This is a genomic window from Helicobacter sp. MIT 14-3879 (assembly GCF_003364125.1).
On the sequence record NZ_NXLP01000002.1, the window covers coordinates 74,957 to 94,672 of the forward strand.

A 19,716-nucleotide genomic window follows, 5' to 3' on the forward strand; every position below is an offset into this window, starting at 1 on the left:
AATGGATTTTAGAGCAATAGCAAAGGAAGTTTTAGAGGTTGAAGCAAAAGAGTTGCTAAATGCTTGTAATAATCTAGATTCTAAATCTTTTAGAGATATTATAGAATTAATTTATTCTTCAGATTCTAGACTTATTATTATTGGGGTTGGAAAAAGTGGATTAATTGGTGCAAAGATGGCAGCCACCTTTGCTAGCACAGGAACTCCTAGTTTTTTTATCCACCCAACAGATGCTATGCACGGTGATTTAGGAATGATATGTAAAGATGATATAGCCCTTGTAATAAGTTATAGTGGTGAGAGTGAAGAGATTATAAATATAATGCCTCATTTAAAAAGGCTTTGTAAAAAAATTATTACTATGACAAAAAATAAAAATAGCACAATCTCAAAAATGGGTGATTATTTTATAGACATTAGTGTTAGTAAAGAAGCCTGTCCTTTGAATGTTGCCCCTACCTCATCTACAACGTTAACTTTGGTGCTTGGAGATGCACTAGCTATATGTCTTATGAAGAGAAGAGGTTTTAAGGAAGATGATTTTGCTTTATTTCACCCAGGCGGGAGTTTAGGAAAGAGACTTTTTGTAAAAATTAAAGATTTAATGCAAACTTCAAATATCCCTATTATTTCTAAAGATACAACAATGAAAGATGCAATTATAGTAATGACTAATGGAAAATTAGGAAGTGTGTTAATAGCAGAATCCAATAAATTAGTTGGAATATTAAGTGATGGTGATTTAAGACGAGCAATTATAAGAGATGATTTTAGTTTAGAGCAAAAGGCTATTAATTTTGCAACACTAAACCCTAAAGTATGTAATGATGAAAATATATTAGCTTATGATGTATTAAGATTTATAGAAGATAATAAGATTCAAGCTTTAGTAATAACAGATAAAGACAATTCAATTAGAGGTTTAATTCATATTCATAAATTAGTAGAAGCAGGTATTAAATAATAGAAGCTTAATAGCTTAATAGATAAAATATTTAAGTTTTTAGACAAAGACTCATTTCTTGTATTTTACAAAATGATATTTTTATGAAAGTTATGGTAGGCTTTTAAACTTAACTCAAATTTTGGATATGCTATGTTTGATAAGATAAATGCTATAATAAAAGATATTGAAGACTGCGAAGAGGAAATTAGGATTTTACTTTCTATGCATAAAATTAGCTTTTTAGATTATGTAATGATTAAACGAGGCAGTATGGATTATCCAGAACATATAGAGATTTGGAAGTTAGAGCAAATTGATTCTTATGTAAATAAGCTAAAAGCTAAAATTGATGAATTGGTTAAAGTAAAAAAAGAATACTTAGTGTTTTAATGCCAATGTATAAGACAATAAGACCTTATCTTTTTAAATTTGATCCTGAAAATATGCATACAGTAGCGGAGAAATTGCTTATGTTAGCACAAGCAATGCCTTTAGTATTAGAGAATATGGTAAATAGATTTTGCTTTTTTGATGAGAGGCTAAGACAAAATATACTTGGGCTTAATTTTTATAATCCAACTGGACTTGCTGCCGGTTTTGATAAAAATGCTACTATGATAAAAGGGCTTTCATCTCTTGGCTTTGGCTTTATTGAAATAGGAACTATTACGCCAAAACCACAAGATGGCAATCCAAAACCTAGAATTTTTCGATTTGTAGAAGAAAATAGCATACAAAATGCAATGGGCTTTAACAATGATGGTGCAAAAGTAATATCAAGGCGATTTGCTAGGATATATCCTTTTATATTGCCTCTTGGCGTAAATATTGGTAAAAATAAAATTACAGAACAAGAAAAAGTATTGTTTGATTATAAAAAATTAGTTAGTAGTTTTAGGGGTTTAGGAGATTATTTTACAATAAATCTTTCATCACCAAATACTCCTAACTTACGAGACTTACAAAATGAAGAGTTTGTAAAAGTTTTAATGCAAGAGTTGAGAAAACAAACAGATAAGCCTATTTTTTTAAAGATTTCTCCTGATATGAGCATAGATTATATGTTAGATGTTTGTGAGTGTGCAATAAATAATGGTGCTAACGGAATTATTGCTACAAATACTACTATTGATTACTCTCTTCTTAAGAATGCAAAAGATTTTGGTGGTATTAGTGGAGAAGCATTAAAGAAAAAATCAAGAGAGATTTTTCAAATCTTAAGTGAAAATTTATTTGGTAAGACTATTTTAATATCAGTTGGTGGTATTAATGATGGTGATGAAGCTTATGAACGCATTAAATTAGGTGCATCTCTAGTTCAAGTGTATTCAGGTATGATTTTTGAAGGACCAAGCATAATTAAAGATATAAATCAAATAATATTAAATAGATTAGAAGAAGATGGATTTAAATCCATTTCTGAAGCTATTGGAAAGGGATTGCGTTGAGATTAAAGTTTATATTTTTTGGAGTAATTTTTATGAGTAGTTATGTTTTAAGTAGTTCTTTATATAAATATGATGAGATAAATTTAGACAATGGGCTTAAGGTGGTAGTAATTCCTATGAAAAATGATAGTAAAGTAGTTGATGTAAATATTTTTTATAAAGTTGGAAGTAGGAATGAAATATTAGGTAAAAGTGGTATAGCACATATGTTAGAACATATGAATTTTAAAAGCACAAAGAAATTGAAAAGTGGTGAATTTGATAATATAGTTAAGCGATTTGGTGGTAACACAAATGCTTCAACAGGTTTTGACTATACTAGATATTTTGTAAAGTCAAATGTTTCTAACTTAGATAAAATATTAGAACTTTTTTCTGAAATGATGCAAAACCTCTCACTCAAAGATTCTGAGTTTCAAACAGAGCGAAATGTTGTAAGCGAAGAAAGATTATGGAGGACTGATAATAATCCTATGGGTTATCTTTATTTTAGGCTTTTTAATACAGCATATATTTATCATCCATATCATTGGACGCCAATAGGATTTATGGAGGATATAAAATCTTGGAATATAGAAGATATAAGGGATTTTTATAATACATATTATCAGCCACAAAATGCAATTATAGTCGTAGCTGGTGATGTGGAATCTAAAGTAGTTTTTGATAGTGCAAAAAAATATTTTAATAAAATTAAAAATAAATCAAAAATTCCTAGTTTTCATACAATAGAGCCAAAACAAAATGATAAAAGATTTATAGAAATTAAAAGAGAAAATCAAGAATTAGAATTATATGCCCTAGCTTTTAAGATTCCAAATTTTGAGCATAAAGATCAAATTACTCTTTCTATTTTAAGCAATATTTTAAGTAATGGTAAAAGTTCAATTCTAGTAGAAAATATGATAAATAAAGAAAAAATTGCACAGAGTGTATATGCCTATAACATGGAACTAAAAGATGATGGATTATTTATATTTATGGCAAGTGGAAATGAGAATATCAAAGCAGAAACCTTACAAGAATCTATGCTTAAGCAAATAGAAAGTATTAAAAATGGTAATATTAGTGAAAAAGAGTTACTAAAAGCGAAGATTAATATAAAGGCAGATTTTATATATGGATTAGAGAATAGCTCTCAAGTAGCATCTTTATATGGAGAATATTTTGCAATGGGAAATATTCAACCATTATTAGAATATGAATACAATTTTGATAAAATAACAAAAGATGATGTGGTAAAAGTTGCTAATAAGTATTTTACAAGTGAAACTTCAACTACTATATTTTTAAGGAAATAACTAGGACTTAGTATGAAAGAAGAAATTATTGGTGCTATGAGTGCGTTAATTACTCCATTTAAAAATGATAAGATTGATTTTGTAAGTTATGAAAAGATTATAAAGAGACAAATTAAATATAAAATGGATGCTTGCGTTCCTACTGGCACAACAGGAGAATCTACTACTTTAAGCCATAAAGAACATATGGATTGTATTAAAGTAGCAGTTGATGTATGTAAAAATACAGGAACAAAGGTTTTAGCAGGAGCTGGAAGTAATTCTACAAGAGAGGCAATAGAATTAGCACAATTTGCACAAAAATCTGGAGCTGATGGTATTTTATGTGTAACCCCATATTATAATAAGCCAACACAAGAAGGCTTATATCAGCATTTTATATCAATAGCAAATTCTATTGATATACCAGTTTTGCTTTATAATATACCTTCTCGCACAGGAGTTAGTATAGAAGTTAGCACAATGAAAAGGCTAAATGAAGTAAATAAAAATATATATGGTGTTAAAGAGGCTAGTGGTGATATTGAAAGAGTGGTTGAAATAAAATCAAAAATCAAAGATTTTAAGGTTTTAAGTGGAGAAGATTCTATTAATCAACCAATTTTATCAAGTGGTGGTTGCGGCGTAATATCTGTAACAGGAAACTTGTTGCCAGATAGAATTGTAAATTTAGTAAAATATGCAAATGAAAATAAACAAAATGAATGTCTAAAGGAAAGTATAGAACTTTTTGAGATTAATAAGGTTTTATTTTGTGAAACTAACCCAATACCTATTAAAACTGCAATGTTTTTATGTGGATTGATTGATAGTCTAGAGTTTAGACTTCCATTAAGCCCTATGAAGAAGGAAAATATAGCTTTGCTTGAAAATATATTACAAAAATATGAGGTGAAAGAATGAATTTAAGTAATACAAGAGAATATATGAAGGGTAAAACATTAGTTATTAGTGGTGCTACTAGGGGAATAGGAAAGGCAATTTTGTATAAGTTTGCACAAAATGGTGTTAATATAGCTTTTACTTATAATAAAAATGAGGAAGAGGCTAATAAAATAATTGCAGATATAGAGAGTAAGTATCAAATAAAAGCAAAAGCATATCCCTTAAATGTTCTTGAGGTAGAGCAATATGTTGAATTATTTAAAAAAATTGATGAAGATTTTAATAGCATTAATTTTTTTATATCAAATGCAATCATTTATGGTAAGAGTGTTGCAGGAGGGTTTGCACCATTTATGAGATTAAAACCAAAAGGATTGAATAATATTTATACAGCAACAGTTTTAGCATTTGTAGTGGGAGCTCAAGAGGCAGCAAAAAGAATGAAAGAAAATGGTGGTGGGACAATAATAAGCTTAAGCTCAACAGGCAATCTAGTATATATGCCAAACTATGCAGGGCACGGGAACTCTAAGAATGCTGTTGAAACAATGGTAAAATATGCAGCACAGGAGTTAGGTGAGTTTAAGATTCGAGTTAATGCAGTTAGCGGTGGTCCTATTGATACAGATGCTCTTAGAGCATTTCCTGATTATGATATTGTAAAACAAAAAGTAGAAGAACAATCTCCGCTAAATAGAATGGGAACTCCAGAGGATTTAGCAGGTGCAGCATTTTTCTTATGTGATGAAACACAAAGCTCTTGGATCACAGGGCAAACAATAGTTATTGATGGTGGAACTACATTTAAATAATGGCTTTATCCTTTACTAGAAATTTACCAAATATTTTAACCATAGTTAGAATAATCCTAGCTATAATTATGCTTATAATAATTATACATGGAGTAGATTTAAAACCTTTTTGGTTAGATTGTTCTTGGATAAATTATGCAGCATCACTTATATTTTGCATAGCTAGTTTAACTGATTTTTTTGATGGATATATTGCAAGGCATTATAATGTAAAGACAAGGTTTGGGGAAGTTTTTGACCCTCTAGCGGATAAAATGCTTGTTCTTGGTGGTTTTATTGGTCTTCTCATTTTAGATAGGGCTAATCCTTGGGCTGTATTTCTAATATTAAGTAGAGAATTTTTTATTACAGGACTAAGGGTAATGGCGGCAAGTAATGGCAAAAATGTAGCAGCTAGAAATCTTGGTAAATATAAAGTAGGGTTTCAAATTGCGGCAATAGCATTTTTATTGGCAGATTTGTTTCCGGGTGGAATGTTTTTATTGTGGTGTGCAGTTTTTGTTACCTTGTATTCTGGGTATGATTATATAAGAGCATATTATAAAGAGTAGATTATGTGGTTATTAATATCAATTTTAGTTTTATCATTTTTAATTTTTTTTCACGAATTAGGACATTTTTTAATAGCAAGATTATTTGGTGTTAGAGTTGAGGTATTTAGCATAGGTTTTGGTAAAAAGCTTATAAAAAAAACGATAGGTAATACGGAGTATGCTATATCAGCAATTCCTCTTGGTGGCTATGTAAAAATGAAAGGACAGGATGATTTAAATCCAACTTTACAAAATAGAGATGATGATAGTTTCAATACAAAAGCTCCTTGGAAAAAAATATGTATTTTGTTTGCTGGAAGTGGAGCAAATATTATGTTAGCATTTTTATTATATATAGTTATTGGAGTATTAGGAATAAACTCACTTCTCCCTGTTATAGGGGAAACTATGCAAGATTCTCCTGCTATGTCCGCAGGATTTACAAAGGATGATAAAATCCTAAAAATTGATGATAAAGATATTAAAATTTGGCGAGATATTTCTGATTATGTGAGTAATAAAAATAAACCACTATTGATTACTTTTGAACGTAATAGAGAAATTTTACAAGTTACACTAACTCCTAAGATAAAAGATAGTAAAAATATATTTGGTGAGGATATTAAGCAAAGTTTTATTGGCATAAAAGCTAAAGGTGAAATTGGTAAAGTTACATATAAAGTTAGCGAGTTAATTCCATTTGCATTTAATGAAACTATTTATTCAGGGAAAATGATATTATTAAGTATTCAAAAGTTAATCATAGGAATCTTGCCCACAAGTGAGCTTGGTGGACCAATAGCAATAGTTCAAATTATTTCTCAAGCCACAGATAGCGGTATTATAGCACTTTTTGGTATTACTGCATTAATTTCAATTAATCTTGGAGTTTTAAATTTATTCCCTATTCCAGCACTTGATGGAGGGCATATAATTTTTTGTATTTATGAGTGGATTGTAAAAAAGCCTTTGAATGAAAATGTGTTATATAGATTAACTATTTTTGGGTGGGTTTTATTACTATGTTTAATGGCACTTGGAATATATAATGATATTTCAAGAATTGCAACTAAAACACCTTAAATTTAAGCAGGGGTTATTATGGAAGAATCTTTAAAAAATAATCTAACAAAATTGATTGAAAGTATAGAAATAGAGCGTCTAAAATACTCATCTCATCAAATAATAAAGTTAATTGCTGTATCAAAATATGCTTCATTAGAGCAAATAATAGCTTTATATAATGTAGGACATAGGGCATTTGGTGAAAATAAAGTCCAAGATTTAAAGACTAAAAGCACTCAAGTTAATAATTTACCAATAGAGTGGCATATGATAGGCACTTTACAAGAAAATAAAATAAATCATCTCTTAGAGATAAAACCATTTTTATTTCAAGCCCTAGATTCAATAAAATTAGCCACTGCCTTACAAAAAAGATTAGAAAATAATAATCAATTCTTAAATTGTTTATTGCAATTAAATAGTTCCAAAGAGGATAGTAAAAGTGGTTTTGATATTGAAATTGCAGTAGAATCTTATAAGGAGATTGTAGAATCTTGTCCAAATATAAAGTTAAAAGGGGTGATGAGTATAGGGGCAAATACTGCTGATACTAAGCTAATAGATTCTTGTTTTAAAAAGGTAAGAGATATTTTTGATAATTTACAATCTTGTGGTGCAGAGATTATGTCTTGTGGAATGAGTAATGATTATAAAATTGCTATTGCAAATGGTGCAAATATGCTTCGTATAGGAAGTAATATATTTAACGGTTAAGCTTTCTAAATAGATATTTTAGTTCAATGTTAAGATTTTATACATAAAAAATATGCCAATAATTTACATATATTGATATATAATTTTATCCAAAATATTACAAGGAAAGATAAGGATTGAGATGATGAAATTATTATATTTATTAATTATTCCATTTTTGGCTATTGCATTTAATTTTGAAGAAGCACCAAGTATTACAAAAAGGCAGAATCCAAGCGGTGTAAATGGTGTAATACATTCATATAATGAAGCTATTAGTGAAGTAAAACAGAGTGTTGTTAATATATCTACACAAAAAAAAGTTTCAAATAGCATTGTAAATAACCCTATGTTTAATGACCCATTTTTCCAGCAATTTTTTGGGGATTTATATAAAAATATGCCAAAAGATAGAGTTGAACGCAGTTTAGGTAGCGGAGTTATTATTTCAAAAGATGGATATATTGTTACAAATAATCATGTAATTGATGGTGCAGATAAGATTTTAGTATCTTTACCCAATAATTCTAAAAAAGAGTATGAAGCAAAGATTATAGGTAAAGATCCAAGAAGTGATATTGCAGTTATTAAAATTAATCAAACAAATTTACCTTATGCAAAGATAGGTAATAGTAATGAATTAATGGTTGGTGATATAGTGTTTGCCATAGGAAATCCTTTTGGTGTAGGTGAAAGTGTAACTCAAGGAATTATATCTGCGTTAGATAAAAGTGATGTTGGAATAAATGATTATGAGAATTTTATTCAAACTGATGCAAGCATTAATCCCGGAAATTCTGGTGGTGCTTTAGTAGATAGTAGAGGTGCTTTAATAGGCATTAATACAGCGATATTATCACGCACAGGCGGTAATCACGGTATAGGTTTTGCAATACCTTCTGATATGGTTCAAAAAATAACAAAAACTCTAATTGAAAAGGGAAGTATTGAGAGAGGATTTTTAGGAGTTGGAATCCAAGATGTAACTGATAATCTTTCAAATCTTTATAATGGTAAAATTGGTGCTGTTTTAGTTAGCCTTGATAGTAATTCGGCAGCAGCTAAAGCTGGTTTAAAAGTATGGGACTTAATTATAGCAGTAAATAATAAACCGATATCTTCTGCATCGGATTTAAAAAACACAATAGGACAATTTAGTCCAAATGATGTAGTAGAGGTTCGATATATACGTGATAAGAAGGAATATACTACTAAAGTTAAGTTAGATAAATCAAAAGATAATTTGAAATATGGTAGCAATAATAAAGCAAATAATGATGCTAAAACATCTCAAAATAGTGGCATTGTAGTTGAAAATTTGACAAATCAGATTCGACAAATGTATAGAATCCCAAATAATTTTAGTGGAGTAATAGTAAGTAGTGTAGCAGAAAATAGTAGTGCCGCTAAAGCAGGTTTTGAAGAGGGCGATATAATATCACAGATTGAAGATATAAAGATTAATAATGTAAATGATTTTAATAATGCTATGAAAAAATACAAGAATGTTAATAAAAGAGTGCTTGTTTATCAAAGCAGCGGAGTAAATACTCTAGTTTTAAAATAAACTATGCTCTAGTAGTTAGAATCAAAACATATTTTAAAAATGATGAAAAATATTAGATTTATTTAAGTATAGAGTTTTTTAAGTTTATTATTAACCTTGATAGAAAGATGTTATATAAAACTACTTTTAAAGATTTAGTTTTGCTTAGTGATAGTAATAGCCTAGTTGGGCTTTATTTTTATTCTCATTTTAGTAGGCTTTTTCATGATGTTGTTTTTAAAGAAGAATCTAATATTTACATTTTTAAGCAAGCTAAAGATTGGCTTAATATCTATTTTAGAGGTAAGATTCCAGATTTTACTCCAAAGATTTCATTAGATTCTACTCCTTTTAGACTTTCTGTTTGGGAGGTTTTAAAAGAAATTCCTTATGGAAAGACTATAAGCTATAAAGAGGTTGCAAATATTATTGCCAAGAAAAGAAATATTGATAAAATGTCATCACAAGCAGTGGGGAATGCAGTTAGTAAGAATCCAATATCAATTATAATTCCTTGTCATAGAGTTATAGGCAGTGATGGTTCTCTAGTTGGATATGCAGGTGGATTGGAAAATAAATTAAAGCTTTTAAATATAGAGAATGCTACTAAAAGTATATGATTTATATAAAGTTTTGCAAAATATATTTACTTAAATATTATTGCCTAAAAATTATTATATTTTTAAGTGCATTTTTGTAGAATGCTTAACCTTAATTTAGGAATATTAAAGAAGTTTAAATGATTGATATAAGAGATAAGTTTTTAAAATATTTTCAGAATAATGAACATTATATTTATGATAGTATGCCTCTTGTGCCAGATGACCCTACATTATTATTTACAAATGCAGGAATGGTGCAATTCAAGGATATTTTTACAGGTAAAATACCACCTCCTACCAATACTAAGGCGGCTAGTTCACAGCTTTGTATTCGTGCAGGAGGTAAGCATAATGATTTAGAAAATGTTGGATACACAGCAAGACATCATACCCTTTTTGAAATGTTAGGCAATTTTTCATTTGGAGATTATTTTAAAGAAGAGGCTATAAAGTATGCTTGGGATTTTGTCATAAAAGAGCTTGGGTTTCCTAAGAGTAAGATTTATATAAGTATTCACACAAGTGATGATGAAGCATTAAGTATATGGAAAAAATTTATTGATGAATCTAGAATTAAAATGTTAGGAGATAAGGATAACTTTTGGCAAATGGGAGATATTGGACCCTGTGGTCCTTGCAGTGAGATTTATATTGACCAAGGAAACAAATATTTTAATTCTAATGAAGATTATTTTGGTGGTGATGGTGATAGATTTTTAGAGATTTGGAATCTAGTTTTTATGCAATATGAAAGAGATGAAAGTGGTAATTTAAAACCTCTGCCAAAACCTAGCATTGATACGGGTATGGGATTAGAGAGAGTAGTTGCTTTATTAGAGGGTAAGCGAAATAACTTTGATACTAGTATTTTTATGCCTCTTATTAATGAGTGTGTAAATATAACAAATAAACCTTATAATGATGAATTTAAAGCATCTCATAGAGTAATCGCAGATCATATTAGAAGTATAGTTTTTCTCTTAGCACAAGGGGTAAATTTTGACAAAGAAGGAAGAGGCTATGTTCTTCGTAGAATCTTGCGTAGAGCTATGAGACATGGATATTTACTTGGCTTAAAAGAGGCATTTTTGTATAAATTAATTCCTGCTGTATGTGATAATTTATCCCATCATTATACATATTTAAATGATAAAAGAGGAGCCATTATTGAACAATGTCGTTTAGAAGAAGATAGGTTTTTGCTTACAATAGAATCTGGGATGGATATTTTTCAAAAAGAATTCGTAAGGTCAAGTAGTGTTTTTAGTGGTGAAGTAGCATTTAAGCTATATGATACTTATGGTTTCCCACTTGATTTAACACAGGATATGTTAAAAGATAAGAATATTCAAGTTGATTTAAAAACTTTTAATGCTTGTATGCAGCAGCAAAAAGAGCGTGCAAAAAGAGCGTGGAAAGGCAGTGGAGATGATATAAAATCTGGAGATTTCTCTAGCCTTTTAGAAGAATTTGGTGAAAATAAATTTATAGGCTATGATAATGATAAATCAAAAAGTAAGATTTTAGCATTACTTGATATTAATTATAAAAGGGTAGATAGGCTTGATGGAGATGGCTATGTATTTTTAGACTCTACTCCTTTTTATGCTGAAGGAGGTGGTCCTGTTGGTGATAGTGGAGAGATTTTTATAAATAATAAAAAAGTTGCTAGTGTTATTTATACAAAGAAGTATTTTGGTTTAAATATTAGTGAGGTTAGCACAAATACTCCTTTAAAAGTTGGAAATGTTATTGACGCGGTAGTTGATAAAAATAGAGTAGAAATTGCAAAGCACCATAGTGCCACACATTTGCTCCATTCAAGCTTAAGGAAAATTTTAGGTTCACACATTTCTCAAGCAGGGAGTTTAGTAGAATCTAATCGTCTCAGGTTTGATATTACACACCCAAAACAAATAACTAAAGATGAGTTAGACTTAATTGAGCTTGAAGTTAATAAGATGATATTATCGCAGTTGCCTATAAAGATAGAATTTCTCCCATTAGATAAGGCGAAAAGTCGTGGTGCTATGGCTCTTTTTGGTGAAAAGTATGGAGATATTGTTAGGGTTATTAGCTTTGGAGATGTAAGTTGTGAATTATGTGGTGGAATTCATATTAGCAATACAGCTTTTATTGGTAATTTTTATATTACAAAAGAATCTGGGATTTCAAGTGGTGTAAGAAGGATTGAGGCAGTTTGTGGGAAGGCTGGATATGAATATACTAGAGATAATTTACATTTAAATTACTCTTTAAAAGAGACACTAAAAACACAAGATATTTTAAGTGGTGTTCAAAAGTTAAAAGATTCTATACAAAAATTAAAAGATTTAAAAAGTAAGACTGATGAAGGAAATGGATTAAAGAGTTTAAATTTTGAAATAATTGGAGATATTAAACTTTTGATTGCAGAGACCTCGCCATTAGTTAATATTAAAACAACCATTGATGAGGTAAAAAAAGACAATCAAAAGGTTGCTATTTTACTAATTACTAATGATAATGGAAAGATTAATATTGGTGCTGGAGTGAAGGGAATTTCAAGTTTAAAAGCAGATAACTGGATAAAAAAAGTTTGTGAAATTATAGGAGGAGGAGGTGGTGGTAGAGATGACTTTGCCACAGCTGGCGGAAAATACGCAGATAAGGTTGAAGATTCTTTAAAGCTAGCTAGAGAATACGCCCTATCATTTATAAAGGAAACTTAATGAATGATGGAATGGTTGCTATAATGCTTGGTGTATCTATTCTAATAGGCTTACTTGGGCTAATTGCATTTATTTGGGGACTTAGAAGTGGTCAATTTGATGATGAAAAGAAATTTACACATGGTCTTTTAATTGATGATGTAGATGAATTAAATGATGCTTATAAAAATGATTTAAAAAAGGAGAAAAATGAAAATTTATAATATTGCTATTGTAGGCGGAGGTCCAGGTGGTATAGCAGCAGCTGTTGAGAGTGTGATATTAAAGATTGATGATGTAATTTTATTTGAAAAAGGCGAGAATCATTCAACTACAATTAGAAAATTTTATAAAGATAATAAGAGAGTTGATAAAGACTATAAGGGGCAAAAAATTGACTTAAATGGAAATATTTATTTTATGGACGGGACAAAAGAAAGCACCCTTGATTTATTTGATAAAATTTTAGCAACAAATAATATTGATGTTAGGTTTAAAATAGAAATTGATAATATTTCAAAAGATGGAGATATTTTTACACTTCGCACAACAGGAGGGGATGAGGTAAAAGCTAAATTTGTAGTTATATCAATAGGTAAAATGGGTGTTCCCAATAAGCCGAGTTATCCAATTCCTCTTGAGATTCGCAATAAAGTATTTTTTAATGCAAATTCAATTAATCAAAATGAAAAGGTTTTAATCGTAGGTGGTGGAAATTCAGCAGTTGAATATGCCTACTTCTTAGCAGAGAAAAATAATGTTATGTTAAATTATCGTAAAGCAGAATTTAGCAGAATTAACCAAATAAATAAGGAATTACTTGATAAAAGTATAGAATCTGGTAAGTTAAAAACAAAATTAGCAATTGATATAGAGAGTTTAGACTCTAGCAATGGAAAGCCAAAGGTAAATTTTAAAGATGGTAGTAGCGAAATATTTGATAAGATAGTTTATGCCATAGGTGGAGTAGCTCCTGTTGATTTTCTTAAGAAATGTAATTTAGAGCTAGATTCTACAGGTGTGCCTATCGTTAATGCTTCTTGTGAAAGTTCTGTGAAAAATATTTTTGTGGCAGGAGATTTGCTCTTTAAGTCTGGGGGTTCTATTGCATCTGCACTAAATAATGGTTTTGATATAATAACAGAGATAAATAATAGAATAAAACAATAATTTTTATTATTAACAATAAGTTAAAATTAAAGCTTTTTATAATATTAGCTTTTGTAGAATCCTGCGTTCTCTTTAAATTTTAAAATGGAGAAATTAATATAATAAATATTTAGGAGATTATGATGTTAGTTACAAAACAAGCACCAAATTTCGTTGCAGAGGCATTAAAAGCAGATGGAACATTTGATGATAACTTTGAATTATATAAAAATATTGGTAAAAATGGGGCAGTTTTATTCTTTTGGCCAAAGGATTTTACTTTTGTATGTCCATCAGAAATAATTGCATTTCATAATAGGATTAAAGAATTTAATGATAGAGGAATTAATCTTATTGGTATTTCTATTGATTCTAAGGAAGTTCACTTTGCGTGGACAAAAACTCCTGTAAATCAGGGTGGTATAGGTGAGGTTGGATTTGCTATTGTATCAGATATTACAAAGTCAATTTCAAGAGATTATGATGTTTTATTTAATGGTGCAGTTGCATTAAGGGGAACTTTTTTGATTGATAGAAATAAAGTTATTCGTCATTCTACAATTAATGATTTGCCACTTGGAAGAAATGTAGATGAAACTTTAAGAATGGTTGATGCACTTCTTTTCTTTGAAGAAAATGGAGAAGTTTGTCCTGCTGGCTGGAATAAAGGCGATAAGGGTATGAAAGCAGATGCAAAAGGTGTAGCTGAATACTTATCACAAAATGCAAGTAAATTATAGTTTTTTATTAGATTCTAAAAGAATCTAATAAATTTCCGTATAATTAAAAATTATAAACATAACTAAATAACAATGTATCTGATTTAAACTTATATCCTATTGTTTGATTTTGTAATACCCCATTTATATTTTTTGTAGCAGAATCTTTATAAATTGAAGCAAATATATATGGATACCTAAATGAGAATTCAAAACTATGACTTCTATATATAAATCTAACTAATCCTATATTTACCCATCCTATTGGGCTTAAAGGAACTTTTCCATTATTTTTTAGCTCATCATCTGCAAACATTGCTATATGCATTCCGCCTCCTAATCCAAGAAAAAGTCCTAAGCTCCACTTTCTACTTTGATAATAATTTATTAATAAATCTATATTTAAACCCATTGTTAAAATATGAAATTTTGGAATTTTTATATATGAGCCTTCAGCATAGAATCTCCCACCTAGATATTTTTCTTCACTCAATATCCCTCCCTTAAAACCAAAGCTAGCTGAAGCTGATCTAGTTGTTTTTAAAGTAGATGTGTTTAAGTTCTCATAAGAGTATTTTAATGCAGATATATCTATTCCAAAATTACCACCAATAAAAAATTTAATAGATTCCTCATTTTGTTTATATATATTTGATATGGTGATATTTCTATAACCTATATTGTTTTTGTTTGTAGTTAATACACTTTTTCGTCTATCTTTACTTGATATATTTCTTCTATTTATCCTTTTTGTAGTAGTTTTTTTATTTGTTGTTTGCTCTTTTTGTTGTAGTTTTTTTGTGGGTTGCTCTTTTGTAATCCTTTTTGCTCTAGTATCTTCATTTTCTGCATATATAGAAGAAAATATAAGAATAAATATTAATATAATTTTATTCATAAATTTACATCCATTGTAAAATCTTAGTTACATCGGATACTTCAAAGATTTTTAAGCCATAATTATTTTTTGTTTTTTTAGGGATTATTGCATTATTAAATCCATAAGAGGCTAACTCTTTTAGTCTTAAGTCAATATTGCTAATTTCTCTAATATCACCAATTAAGCTTACTTCTCCTATAAATGCACTTTTATTATTTAATGGGCGATTACGATATGAAGATATTATTGCAGCAATTATTGCTAAATCCACAGCTGTTTCATTGACTTTCATTCCACCAACTATATTAATAAATACATCATATCTAGCAAAAGGAAAATCTAATTTACGTTCTAATAAAGCTAAGAGCATATTTAATCTATTTATTTCAAAGCCTGTGGCAGAGCGTTTAGGAAAATTACTCTCACTGACTAAAGCTTGAACTTCAAGTATAATGGGTCTGCTCCCTTCTAAGACCACACTAATCGCACTTCCTGCCATAGAATCTCTTTGGTTAAAAAACATTTTTGAAGTATTTTTTGCACTTATTAATCCATTTTGTCCCATTTCAAATATACCTACTTCATTTGTTGCTCCAAAGCGATTCTTAAAGCTACGTAATATCCTAAGCTCCTTTGATGGATCTCCCTCAAAATACAATACACAATCTACCATATGTTCTAAGATTCTAGGACCAGCAATAGAACCTTCTTTGGTAATATGCCCAATTATAAAAATACTAATTTGTAATTCCTTTGCAAGCCTAAGCAACAAAAATGTGCATTCTCTTACTTGAGATACGCTTCCAGGTGCAGAACTAATTGCATTGCTAAACATAGTTTGAATACTATCTATAACACATATTTGATATTTCTGTGTTTTTAAACTCTCTTCAATATCTTCTAATTCTATTGAATTAAGCAAAAATAGATTATTTTCAATTTTTCCTAATCTTTCTGCTCTTAAGCGAATTTGAGTAGGGTTTTCTTCACCACTTACATAAAGAATGGATTTTTCTTTTGCTAAGTTTAGCGAAGTTTTTAATAAAAGAGTAGATTTTCCAACACCCGGACTACCTCCTATTAAATACAATCCACCCAAGACTATCCCACCGCCTAAAACTATATCAAATTCTATTTCTTTTGAGCTAAAGTATTCTATTTTAGAAACTTCTACTTCATTCAAAGCTAGGGCTTTATTATTTGTGGTATATTTTGGATTTATTGATACTAAATTCTTTAGTTTAATTTCAATAAAGCTATCCCAAGAGTTACAATTAGGGCATTTACCAATCCATTTTGTATTTTGTGTGCCACAATGTTGGCATTCAAATATAGTTTGTTTTTTTGCCACAAATTACCTTAAAATTATTAGAATATATAATCAATGAGATTTTTTAAATACCAATCAATATCAAATGGTATAAAGTCATCTTCACCTTCTCCAATGCCAATATACAATATAGGTAATCTCAATTCATATATTATGCTAATTAAGCTTCCACCTTTGCTTGTACCATCAAGTTTTGTTATTACTATACCATCAATATCTATTGCTTCATTAAATATTCTTGCTTGATTTATAGCTTGTGCTCCTTGTGTTCCATCAAGCACTAGAATCTTATAAAAATCAGTTCCATTTAGTGCCTTTTTGCAAGTATTAGAAATTTTTATTAACTCATTTTTTAGATTTATTTTATTATCAAGCCTACCTGCTGTATCAATTATAGCTATATCCAAGTTTCTACTTTTTGCCGCATTTATTGTATCAAACGCTACTGAAGCAGGGTCTGCTCCAAATTTTGAGCTAATAGTAGGAATTTCAAGTTTCTTTCCCCAAGCACATATTTGTTCTACGGCAGCAGCTCTAAATGTATCTCCAGCACCAAAGATTACTTTTTTACTATTTTGTTTATATATTTTTCCTATCTTAGCTATTGTGGTAGTTTTCCCTGCCCCATTAACTCCAACTATTAAAAAAACTAGAGGTTTATTATTAATTTCTCTTAGCTCTAATTTATCATAGTAACTCTCTTTTTTTAAAAATCTAATGAGATTTGCTTCTAATTCACTTTTACTAACCTTAGAGCCAACTGCCTCTAAAATCTTTTCTATAATGCTATATTCTATATCACATTCAAGTAGTTTTTCTTCTAAAATATCTTTTGTTATAACATTTTGAGATGATTTTATGGTTTTAAAAAAAGAAAACATTTTAGTGCCTCTATATAACTTTTTTTATATCAAAACTTATCATTTCTTCAGGTGTCAATCCATCATAGCTCATTACTAAATTCCCAAATTTATCATATAAAAGCATAAATGGGAATGTAGTAATTTTATAAGAATCTACTAGCTTTGCTATATCACCTTTATAATACCACTCAAACTTTGTATTTGACTTTTCTATAAAATCTTTTAGTTTTGTTAATTCCTCATCTTTATCAATAAATATTCCATATATATTAACTTTATCTCCAAACTCTTCATTGATGTTTGCTATATGTTGGGCTTGCCCTAAGCAGTAATCACACCAAGTGCTTAGGAATACTAAAAGATATGGTTTATTATAATTTGTAGATAAAACTTCTTCTCTTTTATTAAATGTTATTTTTTTAGATTCTATGCTTATTAATGAATATGTATCTTTTTTTATTTGGGTTTGATTATCATTACACGCAATAAACAATAAAATAAATATTAATAAAATTCTTTTCATAACTATACTCTTTGCTTATTTATCATAAACCACATAATAGCATAACCAAGCGATGATGTTATATTTGGTTTTGCTAAAATGCTTTTTATATTTTCTAACTTAATTTCTACAATTTCAATAAATTCATCATCTATTCCACCTCCAAGTGAAACTTTATCATTATTTTTTACTTCAGTAAAAAATATACTTTGTTTATTTCCACTTGTTCCTACTGATGAATAAAATTCTGCAATTTTTTCTAAATTTTCTACTTTATACCCACATTCTTCATATACTTCTTCTATTGCGATTTGTTCTTTGCTCTTACCTTCTTTATCAACTATTCCAGCACATAGCTCATACATATATCCATCATTATTTCTCAAGAAAACTGCTGGACGAAATTGTTTTACAAATATAAGAGAGTTATTATCAATATTATAAATTAAAACCAACACCGCATCGTGTAGATGGACTATATCCCAAATTTTTTCTTTATTATTCTCTATATAAGACATTTGATATATCTGTATATATTTAGAATTTTTACAACTAGATAGTTTAATACTTGATAAATCAATCATTAATTAGATGCAAAATAGTTTGGAGTATATCCACTAAAATTATCCATAATAGCAATTTTTAGTTTTTCTTCATATCCTTTTGCTATTTTTAGAAACTCTTCTTTTTGTGCTTTTGCTAATACACTTGTTGTAGATTTAATATTTGATAGTGGATTGATTGGTTTATTATTTTTATATAGCCCAAAATGCAAGTGTGCTCCAGTGCTCATACCTGTGTTTCCTACTTGTGCTATGGTCTGCCCGGTTTTTACTTTTTGTCCTTTTTTGACTTTATAGCTACTTAAATGTGCATATAGTGTTTTTAATCCATTACTGTGCTGAATTTCAACTACATTACCATATCCATTTTTTATTCCAGCAAAAACAACTATTCCATTTGATGCTGCATTAACGGGAGTTCCTTTTGGTGCAGCATAATCTACGCCATAATGTGGTCTTTTTACCTTTAGTATAGGATGCATTCTATTTAATGAAAACTTAGATGAGATTCTAACACTTTTTATTTTTATAGGGGTTTTGAGGCTTAATCCCATCACTTCATCACCTCTTTCATTATAGTATTTTCCATCATTGTAAGCAAATAAGAAGTTTGGACTTCTATTTGTCTCAATCAAAGACGCTTTTATTTCTGGATTTCCAAATGGACGCCCTAGTCTGTATTTGTAATCATAAATTAGAGCAAGTTTATCTTCTTTTAAAACTTTAGTATTGAAGTCAATAGCATTTTTGTAAATATTTACAAATTCATTTGCTAAATTAATATCATCAGTAAGCTCTATTAAGTCTTGGTAGGGAGATTTTTGAACAGATATAGCAATAGAGGCATTTGATTTAAAATATTTTATGGGTATAAAATCAACTTTATAAGAATCTCCATCTTTAAAAATATGTATTTGTGTTTCATCATTTAGTGGAATTAGAGCCTGTATTAAAACATTATCATCCACTAATGTATAATATCTAACTCCAGCATATATTTCTGCAGTTAGCTCTTTATCTTCAGCATACATATTCCAATATACGCTAAGCGGAATATTATATGCTTCTAAGAATTTTAAAAATGTATATCCTTTATCCCAAATCTGATTACTGCTAGTGGCACAAAATGCTAATGTATTTAGCATTAATAGCAAAACTATACTTCTAAAGAATGGCTTCATAAAAATCC

General features: G+C 29.1%; 21 protein-coding genes. 15 read left to right on the forward strand and 6 right to left on the reverse strand.

The annotated features are described in order from the left end of the window. Position 1: 1 nt before the first annotated feature. The 15 genes from CQA44_RS01750 to CQA44_RS01820 all read left to right on the forward strand — a co-directional run bounded on the left by CQA44_RS01750 (position 2) and on the right by CQA44_RS01820 (position 14,410). Positions 2-964: a KpsF/GutQ family sugar-phosphate isomerase gene (locus CQA44_RS01750; RefSeq protein WP_115545558.1), complete on the forward strand. Its 963-nt coding sequence runs from the start codon at positions 2-4 to the stop codon at positions 962-964. 132 nt (positions 965-1,096) lie between these two features. Then, on the forward strand, positions 1,097-1,336 hold the full coding sequence (locus tag CQA44_RS01755) for a DUF2443 family protein (protein WP_115545559.1): 240 nt from the start codon (positions 1,097-1,099) through the stop codon (positions 1,334-1,336). Further along, positions 1,336-2,394 carry a quinone-dependent dihydroorotate dehydrogenase gene (locus tag CQA44_RS01760; RefSeq protein WP_115545560.1) on the forward strand — a complete coding sequence of 353 codons (1,059 nt, stop codon included), beginning with the start codon at positions 1,336-1,338 and terminating at the stop codon, positions 2,392-2,394. Before CQA44_RS01755 ends, CQA44_RS01760 begins: the two co-directional genes overlap by 1 nt. 32 nt (positions 2,395-2,426) lie before the next feature. Further along, complete coding sequence (locus tag CQA44_RS01765; RefSeq protein WP_115545742.1) at positions 2,427-3,695, forward strand: pitrilysin family protein; 1,269 nt, start codon at positions 2,427-2,429, stop codon at positions 3,693-3,695. A 12-nt stretch (positions 3,696-3,707) separates the two neighbouring features. Continuing rightward, positions 3,708-4,598 (forward strand): 4-hydroxy-tetrahydrodipicolinate synthase, encoded by an 891-nt coding sequence (gene dapA / locus CQA44_RS01770; protein ID WP_115545561.1) that lies wholly within the window; start codon positions 3,708-3,710, stop codon positions 4,596-4,598. Between the two features lie 23 nt (positions 4,599-4,621). Then, entirely contained in the window at positions 4,622-5,392 is a 771-nt protein-coding gene (locus CQA44_RS01775) for an enoyl-ACP reductase (protein ID WP_408941371.1), read from the forward strand. Beyond that, positions 5,392-5,943 carry a CDP-diacylglycerol--glycerol-3-phosphate 3-phosphatidyltransferase gene (gene pgsA / locus CQA44_RS01780; protein ID WP_115545563.1) on the forward strand — a complete coding sequence of 184 codons (552 nt, stop codon included), beginning with the start codon at positions 5,392-5,394 and terminating at the stop codon, positions 5,941-5,943. Before CQA44_RS01775 ends, pgsA begins: the two co-directional genes overlap by 1 nt. A 3-nt stretch (positions 5,944-5,946) precedes the next feature. Beyond that, positions 5,947-7,008 (forward strand): RIP metalloprotease RseP, encoded by a 1,062-nt coding sequence (gene rseP, locus CQA44_RS01785; RefSeq protein WP_115545564.1) that lies wholly within the window; start codon positions 5,947-5,949, stop codon positions 7,006-7,008. A gap of 18 nt (positions 7,009-7,026) precedes the next feature. Then, the gene (locus tag CQA44_RS01790; protein ID WP_115545565.1) at positions 7,027-7,704 is read left to right on the forward strand and encodes a YggS family pyridoxal phosphate-dependent enzyme; all 678 of its coding nucleotides are present in this window, start codon (positions 7,027-7,029) and stop codon (positions 7,702-7,704) included. A 124-nt stretch (positions 7,705-7,828) separates the two neighbouring features. Further along, positions 7,829-9,250, forward strand: a complete 1,422-nt coding sequence (locus CQA44_RS01795; RefSeq protein WP_147289744.1) for a Do family serine endopeptidase — start codon at positions 7,829-7,831, stop codon at positions 9,248-9,250. 107 nt (positions 9,251-9,357) lie between these two features. Then, positions 9,358-9,849, forward strand: a complete 492-nt coding sequence (locus CQA44_RS01800) for a methylated-DNA--[protein]-cysteine S-methyltransferase (protein ID WP_115545567.1) — start codon at positions 9,358-9,360, stop codon at positions 9,847-9,849. Between the two features lie 119 nt (positions 9,850-9,968). Beyond that, positions 9,969-12,542: an alanine--tRNA ligase gene (alaS, locus tag CQA44_RS01805; RefSeq protein ID WP_115545568.1), complete on the forward strand. Its 2,574-nt coding sequence runs from the start codon at positions 9,969-9,971 to the stop codon at positions 12,540-12,542. Further along, entirely contained in the window at positions 12,542-12,745 is a 204-nt protein-coding gene (gene ccoS / locus CQA44_RS01810) for a cbb3-type cytochrome oxidase assembly protein CcoS (protein WP_115545569.1), read from the forward strand. Before alaS ends, ccoS begins: the two co-directional genes overlap by 1 nt. After that, entirely contained in the window at positions 12,732-13,691 is a 960-nt protein-coding gene (locus CQA44_RS01815) for an NAD(P)-binding domain-containing protein (RefSeq protein ID WP_115545570.1), read from the forward strand. The genes ccoS and CQA44_RS01815 overlap by 14 nt, the downstream gene beginning before the upstream one ends. Positions 13,692-13,813: 122 nt before the next feature. Beyond that, the gene (locus tag CQA44_RS01820; protein ID WP_115545571.1) at positions 13,814-14,410 is read left to right on the forward strand and encodes a peroxiredoxin; all 597 of its coding nucleotides are present in this window, start codon (positions 13,814-13,816) and stop codon (positions 14,408-14,410) included. Between the two features lie 43 nt (positions 14,411-14,453). On the opposite strand, the gene CQA44_RS01825 is transcribed toward CQA44_RS01820, so the two are convergent. The 6 genes from CQA44_RS01825 to CQA44_RS01850 are packed head-to-tail and all read right to left on the reverse strand — an operon-like array spanning position 14,454 to position 19,708. Then, a complete protein-coding gene (locus CQA44_RS01825) occupies positions 14,454-15,287 on the reverse strand; it encodes an outer membrane beta-barrel protein (RefSeq protein ID WP_115545572.1) in 834 nt (277 codons plus the stop codon). Between the two features lie 4 nt (positions 15,288-15,291). Next, positions 15,292-16,620: a DNA repair protein RadA gene (radA, locus tag CQA44_RS01830; RefSeq protein ID WP_115545573.1), complete on the reverse strand. Its 1,329-nt coding sequence runs from the start codon at positions 16,618-16,620 to the stop codon at positions 15,292-15,294. Between the two features lie 17 nt (positions 16,621-16,637). After that, complete coding sequence (gene ftsY, locus CQA44_RS01835; protein ID WP_115545574.1) at positions 16,638-17,480, reverse strand: signal recognition particle-docking protein FtsY; 843 nt, start codon at positions 17,478-17,480, stop codon at positions 16,638-16,640. A gap of 10 nt (positions 17,481-17,490) precedes the next feature. Then, positions 17,491-17,985 (reverse strand): thioredoxin-like domain-containing protein, encoded by a 495-nt coding sequence (locus tag CQA44_RS01840; protein ID WP_115545575.1) that lies wholly within the window; start codon positions 17,983-17,985, stop codon positions 17,491-17,493. Positions 17,986-17,987: 2 nt separating this feature from the next. Next, positions 17,988-18,548 carry an NUDIX hydrolase gene (locus tag CQA44_RS01845; protein WP_115545576.1) on the reverse strand — a complete coding sequence of 187 codons (561 nt, stop codon included), beginning with the start codon at positions 18,546-18,548 and terminating at the stop codon, positions 17,988-17,990. Next, positions 18,548-19,708: a peptidoglycan DD-metalloendopeptidase family protein gene (locus CQA44_RS01850; protein ID WP_115545577.1), complete on the reverse strand. Its 1,161-nt coding sequence runs from the start codon at positions 19,706-19,708 to the stop codon at positions 18,548-18,550. The genes CQA44_RS01845 and CQA44_RS01850 overlap by 1 nt, the downstream gene beginning before the upstream one ends. Between the last annotated feature and the right edge of the window lie 8 nt (positions 19,709-19,716).

Bases quoted from the DNA above. Each gene is read 5' to 3' on its own strand.
- CQA44_RS01750 (WP_115545558.1), top strand. From the start codon at position 2: ATGGATTTTAGAGCAATAGCAAAGGAAGTTTTAGAGGTTGAAGCAAAA.
- rseP (WP_115545564.1), top strand. From the start codon at position 5,947: ATGTGGTTATTAATATCAATTTTAGTTTTATCATTTTTAATTTTTTTT.
- CQA44_RS01845 (WP_115545576.1), bottom strand. From the start codon at position 18,548: ATGATTGATTTATCAAGTATTAAACTATCTAGTTGTAAAAATTCTAAA.
- CQA44_RS01795 (WP_147289744.1), top strand. From the start codon at position 7,829: ATGAAATTATTATATTTATTAATTATTCCATTTTTGGCTATTGCATTT.
- alaS (WP_115545568.1), top strand. From the start codon at position 9,969: ATGATTGATATAAGAGATAAGTTTTTAAAATATTTTCAGAATAATGAA.
- CQA44_RS01790 (WP_115545565.1), top strand. From the start codon at position 7,027: ATGGAAGAATCTTTAAAAAATAATCTAACAAAATTGATTGAAAGTATA.
- ccoS (WP_115545569.1), top strand. From the start codon at position 12,542: ATGAATGATGGAATGGTTGCTATAATGCTTGGTGTATCTATTCTAATA.
- CQA44_RS01850 (WP_115545577.1), bottom strand. From the start codon at position 19,708: ATGAAGCCATTCTTTAGAAGTATAGTTTTGCTATTAATGCTAAATACA.
- CQA44_RS01760 (WP_115545560.1), top strand. From the start codon at position 1,336: ATGCCAATGTATAAGACAATAAGACCTTATCTTTTTAAATTTGATCCT.
- ftsY (WP_115545574.1), bottom strand. From the start codon at position 17,480: ATGTTTTCTTTTTTTAAAACCATAAAATCATCTCAAAATGTTATAACA.
- CQA44_RS01820 (WP_115545571.1), top strand. From the start codon at position 13,814: ATGTTAGTTACAAAACAAGCACCAAATTTCGTTGCAGAGGCATTAAAA.
- dapA (WP_115545561.1), top strand. From the start codon at position 3,708: ATGAAAGAAGAAATTATTGGTGCTATGAGTGCGTTAATTACTCCATTT.
- CQA44_RS01825 (WP_115545572.1), bottom strand. From the start codon at position 15,287: ATGAATAAAATTATATTAATATTTATTCTTATATTTTCTTCTATATAT.
- CQA44_RS01800 (WP_115545567.1), top strand. From the start codon at position 9,358: ATGTTATATAAAACTACTTTTAAAGATTTAGTTTTGCTTAGTGATAGT.
- CQA44_RS01765 (WP_115545742.1), top strand. From the start codon at position 2,427: ATGAGTAGTTATGTTTTAAGTAGTTCTTTATATAAATATGATGAGATA.
- CQA44_RS01840 (WP_115545575.1), bottom strand. From the start codon at position 17,985: ATGAAAAGAATTTTATTAATATTTATTTTATTGTTTATTGCGTGTAAT.
- pgsA (WP_115545563.1), top strand. From the start codon at position 5,392: ATGGCTTTATCCTTTACTAGAAATTTACCAAATATTTTAACCATAGTT.
- CQA44_RS01815 (WP_115545570.1), top strand. From the start codon at position 12,732: ATGAAAATTTATAATATTGCTATTGTAGGCGGAGGTCCAGGTGGTATA.
- CQA44_RS01755 (WP_115545559.1), top strand. From the start codon at position 1,097: ATGTTTGATAAGATAAATGCTATAATAAAAGATATTGAAGACTGCGAA.
- CQA44_RS01775 (WP_408941371.1), top strand. From the start codon at position 4,622: ATGAAGGGTAAAACATTAGTTATTAGTGGTGCTACTAGGGGAATAGGA.